We start from the raw sequence: 8,993 nt of genomic DNA on the forward strand, positions 1-8,993 counted from the left end.
AGTCTCGGAAACCTCGGATTCGGTGGATGTAAATGCGATCGCTTCTCATGACTCCCCAATTCAGAGACTCCCAGAAACTTCCGATTCATCTCCAATTCAAAGACTCCCAGAAACTTCCGATTCGGTGGATGTAAATGCGATCGCTTCTCATGACTCCTCAATTCAACGAGTCTCGGAAACCTCGGATTCGGTGGATGTAAATGCGATCGCTTCTCATGACTCCCCAATTCAGAGACTCCCAGAAACCTCGGATTCGGGAGATGTCAATAATGCGATCGCTTTTCATGACTCCCCAATTCAGAGACTCTCGGAAACTTCTGATTCATCTCCAATTCCGAGACTCTCGGAAACCTCGGATTCGGGAGATGTTAATAATGCGATCGCTTCTCATGATTCCACAATTCAACCACAATCGGAAACTTCCAATTCGGGAGATATAACGGATGGTATATCTGATACTAATTCATTATTTTTTCAACCTAAATCAGATATAAACCCTGGTTTATCTGATAGTAATAAAACGGTTAAAGAAATGCTTATCAATGGAGGAATCCCTGAGATTCAAAGGTTTATTAAAAACATAAATAAGCCAGGATTTATTACAAAAAATAACCAGAAAAAATATGATAAAAATAAACCTTTAAATAAACAAAAATTAATGAAAAATAACCGACATAATGTTGATTTTCAACCGCGTGGTGTAGTACCACAGTCTCCGGATAATCATCAAGAATTGATGAAAAATCAGGAAAAATTAGGATTAAACCAATCAAGACTGAAAAGTTTGGTAGTACCTAAAAATAAATATATTCCAGATAATGTTCAGGTGAGTACCAAGGGTGATATTTTGTCTTCTGATTTTTACAATAAGCCATCTTCTGTTAAAGAAATGATGCAAAAAACTATTCAAGATAGAGCAAAATTAAAGCAACAAGTATCATCACAAAGGTCTCATAAAGTTGAACCATTAAACCAGCAAGATATTTATGAATTAGATGAAAATATTAAAGCCCAATATAACAGGAATTACAATGAACAGGAAAAAGCCGAATCTAAACAACAAGAAGTCGTCACATCTGAACATCTCGAAGCACTAGCTAGAGAAATATATGGCTTTATTTGTCAGCGATTTCAAGTGGAACGAGAACGTTATGGTTCCCATAGGTCTTCTGGACGTTTTCCTTGGTAAGTAAACATATTCAAAGTTTGGTTGAAATATAAAGAAAAGTTAAATTGTTATCGTATTTATCAAAAAGTATGGTATAATCATAAATAATTGACTATAAAAAGTCCGAATTTTAATTATGTATCATCTTGATTGTTGTTAAATTTTACAAGTGGCTTAATTATGACAAAAGAGAATTCATGGCTCAGTAATTTGGCTAAGGATGTCGCGACAAGTACAGCCGATATTGCCTTGCTTCAAGGAGCAGCTAGATATGACAAAATTCGAGATCAGCAGTATTTAGCTCTAGAGACAAGGAAAGAGTCTGCCGCCAGTTCTCTTTATCAAAGATCTGGGTTAAAAAGTGGTAAATTGGTCAAAGCTGCTCTGATTCCTAGAAGTGGAGAAGGCGCTAAAATTATCAGGTTCCAGTTTAACCCTACAGACTTGCAGTTAAGTAGGTCTGTTTCGATTGAAGATATCAAGGGAGCGCGGACAAGTAGAGGTTTACCGAAGGTGAACTTTGGTTTTGTAGAACCCTACCAATTGACGTTAACTGATCTGGTGTTTGATACCTATGAAACCGGCGAAAATGTATTGAATAAAATCCAGCCTATTCTGGATACTGTAGACTTCAGTTCTTTTAAAGATCCATTTAGTAAAGAAGGCGGCTACAGTGAAAGATTGGTCAAAGCTAGTGTTACTAATACTGTAATTCAATCGGCTGTATCTAGCCTGTCTAGTAACTTGTTAGGGGTGAATGCGAATGCCATGGAGGTGGCTGAATATGGTGGGGGAGATATTGACACACAAGCCCTAGAGCTGCGACGACCCCCGGTTTACTACTTAATGTGGGGGGATAAAAATTATATGCGTTGTATGGTGGAAAGTTTAGATTATAAATTGACGATGTTTAAACCAGATGGTACACCAGTACGCGCCCGAGTGACGATTAAGCTGAAAGAAGTGGATCTGGGGGTTGCCGATCGCAGTTTTAGTGAGCGTCGTCAAATTATCAGTAAATAATTAACATATCATTGTAGCCATGGCAAGCGATCGCAGTCTGTATGTTTCCAGTCCTCTGTTGCAAATTGAAGGAGCCGACCAATCATCCCTGTCGGCTTTAATGAATGATTTGCTGCAAATTTCGGTAGAAGAGAGTTTGCACCTACCTGGGATGTTCACACTGGCTATCAATAATCCCTACGTTCCGGTAGATGACGAAAGCCAAACATGGCAACACGATCCCCTCCTACAAATTGGCAAAAAAGTCAAGATTGGTTTTCAAGGTAGCACAACGGAGTCCCCAGAATTCAACCAAGAACAAAAAGACTACATTATCGAAGGCGAAATTACCGCGATTGAAACCCACTTTACCAGCGACACCCAAGCACCGATTATAGTTCGGGGTTATGACATTTCCCATCGTCTGCACCGAGGGCGTTATAACCGTTCTTTCCAGGACTATACCGATAGTGATATAGTTGTCAAAATCGCGAGAGAAGTGGGAATTGAGCAAGGGAGAATCGATCCGAGCGGAGATAAACAAGCCTACGTTTTTCAGGAAAACCAGACCAATATGGAATTCCTGCGGGACAGAGCGGCTAGAATTGGATTTGAATTATTTGTTCAAGATGGGAAACTATTTTTCCGTCGCCCCCAGGGAGGGGATATTTTGAGACTGAAATGGCTAAAAGACTTTGAAAGTTTTCGAGTCCGAGTCACCAGTGCGGAACAGGTTGACTCAGTGGAAGTGCGAAGCTGGGATTATACTAGAAAACAGCCGATTGTCTCGGTAGCCGATCGCTCGGAAAAAATCACTCAAATCGAGGGTAATTCCCAGGAGGGGTGGTCGAGTCAGTTTCAACGGAGGTCATCAGGTGGCGCTCCCTTAACCACGGGACTTTTTGGCAGCAACTTCCCGCCGCCGAAAATGATTGTTGTAGATCAGCCTGTTTCCAGTCCCAAAGCGGCGGACTTGATGGCTCAAGCCCTCTATAACGAACTCGAGGGAGAATTTGTGCAAGCCGACTCCCATGCTCCGGGAAACCCGAATATTCGGGTAGGGAAAGTGGTGGAATTAACTGGAATGGGGCGTTATAGCGGTAGATATTACATTACCGAAACCCGCCACCTGTATCAAGAAGGGAGATACAGCACGGAATTTAGTGTGAGGGGGTTACGGGGCGGTTCAATTTTGACAACCCTTTCCCCCAAAATAGGTTTGAAACCGGGGCAAACCCATCTAGTGGGTATTGTTACTCATAACTATGACCCAGAGGGTCTTGGGCGTGTGCGAGTGAAATTTCCGACCCTGACCCCAGAAGGGGACGGGAGCGCCCACGCCAGCGCCTGGGCTAGGGTTGTGGGTCTTGGTGCTGGACGAAACCGAGGCTTTTACTGTCTCCCAGAAATTAATGATGAGGTGCTAGTGGCTTTTGAACATGGAGATATCCACCGTCCATACTGCATTGGTGGGGTATGGAACGGCAAGGATAGTCCCCCAGACCCGGTTGAGGAGACTATTTCTAATCGGGGGAAAGTGCGGCTGCGAAGTTTCACTACTCCCAGCGGCCATAAAATCCAGTTTGTGGAGGAGGATCTAAGTCGGACTAGCCAGGATGGGGTGTATATTCAAACCAGTGGCGGTCATCAAATTAGGCTTAATGATAGCGATCGCAGTATAGAGATAGTGACATCTGGCCATCAGCGCATCCGCATTGATGATCGTACCCGCAAAATTGACATTCAAACTGCTAACGTCAACGTGACCGGAGCTGTAACAGCCGCGGCTTTAATGGTCGGCGGGACGGGGGGGATGAATGTGGCCGATGCGATCGCTAATTTGGCGGCGCAGCAACAACAGCAACAACAGCAGTTTCAGGATTATGTTAGAACCCAAGAGGCGCGCGACCGCAGCCAAAACCAAACCACCGCCGCCCTCAACAACCAGCTTCAGCAACAGCAGCAGAACTTCCAGAACTTCCTCAACCAACAAAACCAGCTAGACCAACAGGAAAACATAACCACAGAGGAACTCAGACGACAAGTACAGGAGGCGCAAGCACAGGCTAGGAATATGAGGTTTTGATATAGCAATGGGCGATCGCCTATTAACCAGGGAACCGCATCGCTGGAAAGAGCTTGACAGAGTAGGCGATTTCCTGGTATTTTGTCGGCATAAACCCAATAATTGAGTATTCAAAAACATAATTTTTGTCCCCATCCGATCAGATCAAAGTGGTTTTTCAGTTTCCGAAAAGGGGAGACCATCAAGGCAGAAGAAAACATCAAACCAGCCAAAAGTTTGTCTGAGTAAATGAGACGATGCCCAAATCCAATTTGCGCCCCCACGTCAAGTTAAATGCTAACCAGCCTACAAAACCCCTTAGTTAAGCAAATTCGCCAGTTACATACAGCCAAAGCCAGACGAGAGGAGGGACTATTCATCCTAGAAGGAACCCACCTAATAGAGGCGGCTTGTGCTGTGAATTGGGAGATCATCACCCTTTGCTGTACCCCCCAATGGCAGGAACGTCACCCGGAACTGTGGGAATTGGCAGCAAAAACGGCAGATCGCACTGAACAGGTGAGCGATCGCCTGATAGTCGCCATGACCACCACAGTCAACCCTGACGGAGTAGTAGCGATCGCCCGCCGCCAAGACCAAACCCCAGTTCCCATCACCAGTTTAGGCCTAGTCCTAGAAACCGTGCAAGATCCTGGCAACCTAGGAACCATGATCCGTACAGCCACAGCGGCCGGAGTTGAGGGATTATGGTTAAGTAGTGATAGCGTTGACCCAACCCATCCCAAAGTCCTCCGCGCCTCTGCTGGTGCTTGGTTTGAGGTTCCCATAGCCGTCCATTCCGACCTGATCACCCAACTAAGCAATAGTCAGAAACAGGGTATACAAGTTGTAGCCACCCGCGCGGACGCTTCCCTAAGCTACTGGGAAATTGACTTGCGCCAACCCACAGCGATCGTCTTGGGAAATGAGGGTTCTGGCTTATCCCCAGATTTAAACAGCCTCGCTGACTATCATATTAGGGTCCCTCTGTTGGGGAATGTTGAATCTCTGAATGTGGCTATTTGTGCAGCGTTGATATTATATGAAGCGCAGCGTCAACGACTCGACACTTAACCCGCCTTCCAGTTAATCTTCCTCTGATTTTGTTTCCCGGAGAGTCTCTGAACTAGAAGGGTGTTCCTGTCGGCTTTCCAAAAACTGCTCAATGTCCGAAATAGCCTCCTCAAGTTCCGACAGACTAATAGGACTCGAAGGATAATGATCTCTCCGGCGTTCCACGGGGGAATGATCGAGAGAGAGGGCTTCCTCCGATGACTCATTTTCTTGTTGGAATGCCTCAAGTAACTCCTGTTGAAAGGATTTAACGAACTCTTCGGCAGCATGACGACGCATATCGCGCTGGTGTTTATCCGTCATGATCAACTCCTATTAGGGGTGGAGATAGGTTTTAGCAGCCTACCCCTGCCATTCCAAACTGTGCCATAGCACAGCATCCCCACACTATACCGCAAAACTGACTCATGGCGCTAGGTTATCGCTATCACATCAACAACAACCCAAAAGCTATTGGTTTCCCCTGTCGTCGGGCTTGAAGTCGGTTAGCTTTGGGGAAAACCAGCCCCGGAATGTCCCGTGACGCACACAGATTGGCTATTCTCTAAAGGTTACTATAACTTTGATGAGCGATGAAATTTAGTGATCTCCTACAGCAATTAAAAGATGGAGTAGTTAGCGACAGTCTCGAATTGAGCGATCGCACAGATCCCGTTATTCATGGTGTAGCAGCCATTGATGAGGCTCAGGCTGGTACTCTCAGTTATATCGAAGGACAAAAGTTTGCCCATTATTTGGCTACCACGAAAGCTGATGCGGTGATTTTGCCTGTTGATGAGGCTTTACAAGCTCAAGCGATCGCAAAAGGACTAGCTTGGATGTCCACAGAATCCCCACGTTTACTATTTGCGAGGGCGATCGCCTTATTTTATCAACCCTATCATCCTAGGCCGGAAATTCACCCCATAGCAACCATTGCACCTGATGTTAAACTCGGTTCCCGTGTGCATATTGGTCCCCATGTAGTGATTCGGTCTGGGGCGAAAATCGGCGATGATGTCTGTATTCATCCCAATGTGGTCATTTATCCCCAAGTTAAAATTGGCGATCGCACAATACTCCATGCTAACTGTACTATCCACGAACGTACTGAGATTGGCGCAGATTGCACTATTCATAGTGGCGCAGTCATTGGCGCTGAAGGTTTTGGCTTTGTCCCCACCCCAGACGGTTGGCTAAAAATGGAACAATCAGGAATTACGGTACTTGAAAATGGCGTGAGTGTAGGTTGTAACAGCACCATAGACCGTCCAGCCGTCGGAGAAACTCGTATCGGGAGCCAGACCAAATTAGATAATTTAGTCCATATTGGTCATGGCTGTAAGATTGGTTCTGGTTGTGCTTTCGCCGCGCAAGTCGGGTTAGCTGGTGGTGTCACTGTTGGCGATCGCGTTATTCTCGCCGGTCAGGTGGGAATTGCTAATCAAGCTAAAATTGGTAATGGTGCGATCGCTACCGCGCAAGCTGGTATTCACAGCGATGTTAAACCAGGCGCTATTGTCTCAGACTCCCCAGCCATTGACAATAAACTTTATCTGAAAAATTCCGCCATTCGTAAACGACTCCCCGAAATTTATCAAACCCTCAAACATATTCAGCGCCACCTCGGCTTGGATCAATAAAATAGGGGGTTTCATACCATAATGACTCTCCCGGCGGGAACTTCAGTATAGTTAGATCGGGCTGCTATACTGTTTTCCCTCCCCCATCTCCCTTGGATATCTGCTAATTTGTAACAGGCTTTTTTAGAACTTGGATAACTGTAACAGGCTTTTTTAGAACTTGGATAACTGTAACAGGCTTTTTTAGAACTTGGATTAGACCATAATTGCCGAATATTGTGCAACTGTCTTCAGTGCCACAATTGATGCTAAACAGCTAAGATTGAATGATTGACGTATTAAAAAAGATTTCTAGCCCAATAGATATCCCCAGATAAGGCTCACAGATACCGATAATCTAACTGTGTTTGTCAAAATGATTGTTTTAAAGATATTATGGTGTTTGATGCGGGTAAAAACTGCATCAGGCATCCTTAGTTAACTCGGAATCACCCAAAAATATCTGTCATGTTACCATTACCGGACTAAGGAAATGGTTAGCTGAACTTGAGAAGGTTTACTGATTCATAGATAATTAAGGAATGCTACAGAGTAAGTTTATTAATACTTCCGAGTTATAAAAGGTATTTCGCAATGTCACAAGCAGCAACAACCCCGTTAGTCGGAAAGGATTTGCTTCAAAAAGTCAAAGAACTTTCAGATATTCCCCGGCGAGAAACCGCCAGACTGTGCGGGTATTACACCATAAAAGATGGTGAAGTCAGGGTGAATCTCACGGATTTTTATGATGCTTTACTGGAAGCGCGGGGAATTCCCTTTAATTCAGAGACTCCCAAAGACGGTAGGGGTCGGGATGCTACCTATACGGTCAGTGTTCACAAAAATGGTCAAATTGTGATCGGCTCGACTTATACTAAGGAAATGGGATTGGGAACAGGTGATGAGTTTGAGATTAAACTAGGATATAAACACATCCATCTGATTCAGGTCCAAGAAAACGGTAAAGTAACCAGTTGGGCTGAATCAGAGGAAGAATAGTAATCAAGAGAGTTCCCACCGGATGGTTAGTGGGACTCTTGCTGATACCGGTTTCGGGGGAAATTTCTGATGATTGATTCGACAATTGCATTACACCCATCATTCACCCCGGTCTATGGTCCGGTGTCCTCCTGGCGTTATGGGCGATCGCTAGGAATTGACCCAATTGGGGTAGTTTCTAGCTGTTCATTTAACTGCGTTTACTGTCAGCTTGGGGAAATTGAACAGAAAACGAGCGATCGCATGATTTATGTACCATGCGCCGAGATTTTGACCAGCCTAGAAAATTTTGCCCCCTGGTCGGTAGATGTGATTACCCTCAGCGGTAGTGGTGAACCGACATTGGCGGCGAATTTGGGAGAAATTTTAACAGGAATTAAGACCTTGACCGCGCGCCCTACTCTAGTTCTGACTAATGGTACTACCTTAAATGACCCCCAGGTGCGATCGGATTTGGCGATCGCAGATAAAGTATCTATCAAACTAGATGGGGTATCATCAGACCAACTCAGACGGGTGAACCGACCTGTCCCCGGTATAGACTTCGACCACATTATCGCCGGACTACTGGAATTTCGCCAGCACTATCAGGGAGAAATAGGGATTCAAACCATGCTGCTTTCTCCTTGGGACGAGTCTACCAGAAGAGAGTATATTAGGTTAATAACTGCTGTTGCACCTAGGGAAATCCAATTAAACACCCCTACCCGTCCTAAACCAGTACAACGACAACTCGATGGTCGTGAAAACCATACATCAAGCGCCAATCGTCCTTATCAAGTGCGCGCGCTGCGTTGCGTAGTTCCCGAAATTCTGCACCACTTCGCCCAAGAAATTGAGCAAAAAACAGGTATTATGGTCAGAACCGCGCCAATTCCTGCCACAGTTTAAGTTGAGAATTGTCGCTAATTGGCGGGTGTTGGTGATTAGAGGCGGATTCACTGGTTCCGAACCAGATATTTCGGGAAATATTTTTCTAGGTATGGTAGTCTATGGAGCATGATTTAATCTCAAATTAGGTTAACATTTGACGGCAATACGGTATAATACCAAGTATGGTGCGAGACCTTCGGGTATGAAATCG

The 8,993-nt window shown here is 44.9% G+C and carries 8 protein-coding genes; 7 read left to right on the forward strand and 1 reads right to left on the reverse strand.

Annotation, left to right across the window (positions count from 1 at the left end):
• The 4 genes from ACTIE0_RS14185 to ACTIE0_RS14200 form a co-directional block, all read left to right on the forward strand.
• Nucleotides 1-1,189: hypothetical protein (locus ACTIE0_RS14185; RefSeq protein ID WP_439516923.1), on the forward strand; the 1,189-nt coding region annotated here is incomplete at its 5' end.
• Nucleotides 1,190-1,348: 159 nt separating this feature from the next.
• Nucleotides 1,349-2,191 (forward strand): CIS tube protein, encoded by an 843-nt coding sequence (locus ACTIE0_RS14190; RefSeq protein WP_006668603.1) that lies wholly within the window; start codon nt 1,349-1,351, stop codon nt 2,189-2,191.
• A 19-nt stretch (nt 2,192-2,210) separates the two neighbouring features.
• Nucleotides 2,211-4,256: a VgrG-related protein gene (locus ACTIE0_RS14195; RefSeq protein ID WP_006668602.1), complete on the forward strand. Its 2,046-nt coding sequence runs from the start codon at nt 2,211-2,213 to the stop codon at nt 4,254-4,256.
• Nucleotides 4,257-4,529: 273 nt separating this feature from the next.
• Nucleotides 4,530-5,309, forward strand: coding sequence for a TrmH family RNA methyltransferase (locus ACTIE0_RS14200; RefSeq protein WP_006668601.1), 780 nt, complete (start codon nt 4,530-4,532; stop codon nt 5,307-5,309).
• Nucleotides 5,310-5,321: 12 nt separating this feature from the next.
• Here the strand turns inward: ACTIE0_RS14200 and ACTIE0_RS14205 are convergent, their stop codons facing one another.
• Entirely contained in the window at nt 5,322-5,612 is a 291-nt protein-coding gene (locus ACTIE0_RS14205) for a hypothetical protein (protein WP_006622201.1), read from the reverse strand.
• Between the two features lie 269 nt (nt 5,613-5,881).
• Between ACTIE0_RS14205 and lpxD the strand changes: the two genes are divergently transcribed.
• The 3 genes from lpxD (at nt 5,882) to ACTIE0_RS14220 (ending at nt 8,800) form a co-directional block, all read left to right on the forward strand.
• Nucleotides 5,882-6,931, forward strand: a complete 1,050-nt coding sequence (gene lpxD, locus ACTIE0_RS14210) for a UDP-3-O-(3-hydroxymyristoyl)glucosamine N-acyltransferase (protein WP_006622202.1) — start codon at nt 5,882-5,884, stop codon at nt 6,929-6,931.
• 573 nt (nt 6,932-7,504) lie between these two features.
• Nucleotides 7,505-7,909, forward strand: coding sequence for an AbrB family transcriptional regulator (locus tag ACTIE0_RS14215; RefSeq protein WP_006622204.1), 405 nt, complete (start codon nt 7,505-7,507; stop codon nt 7,907-7,909).
• 69 nt (nt 7,910-7,978) lie between these two features.
• The gene (locus ACTIE0_RS14220) at nt 7,979-8,800 is read left to right on the forward strand and encodes a radical SAM protein (RefSeq protein WP_006622205.1); all 822 of its coding nucleotides are present in this window, start codon (nt 7,979-7,981) and stop codon (nt 8,798-8,800) included.
• Nucleotides 8,801-8,993 lie beyond the last annotated feature (193 nt).

It is taken from the genome of Limnospira sp., from assembly GCF_051859755.1.
GTDB classification, from domain to species: domain Bacteria; phylum Cyanobacteriota; class Cyanobacteriia; order Cyanobacteriales; family Microcoleaceae; genus Limnospira; species Limnospira fusiformis.

Bases quoted from the DNA above. Each gene is read 5' to 3' on its own strand.
- lpxD (WP_006622202.1), top strand. From the start codon at position 5,882: ATGAAATTTAGTGATCTCCTACAGCAATTAAAAGATGGAGTAGTTAGC.
- ACTIE0_RS14200 (WP_006668601.1), top strand. From the start codon at position 4,530: ATGCTAACCAGCCTACAAAACCCCTTAGTTAAGCAAATTCGCCAGTTA.
- ACTIE0_RS14215 (WP_006622204.1), top strand. From the start codon at position 7,505: ATGTCACAAGCAGCAACAACCCCGTTAGTCGGAAAGGATTTGCTTCAA.
- ACTIE0_RS14195 (WP_006668602.1), top strand. From the start codon at position 2,211: ATGGCAAGCGATCGCAGTCTGTATGTTTCCAGTCCTCTGTTGCAAATT.
- ACTIE0_RS14220 (WP_006622205.1), top strand. From the start codon at position 7,979: ATGATTGATTCGACAATTGCATTACACCCATCATTCACCCCGGTCTAT.
- ACTIE0_RS14190 (WP_006668603.1), top strand. From the start codon at position 1,349: ATGACAAAAGAGAATTCATGGCTCAGTAATTTGGCTAAGGATGTCGCG.
- ACTIE0_RS14205 (WP_006622201.1), bottom strand. From the start codon at position 5,612: ATGACGGATAAACACCAGCGCGATATGCGTCGTCATGCTGCCGAAGAG.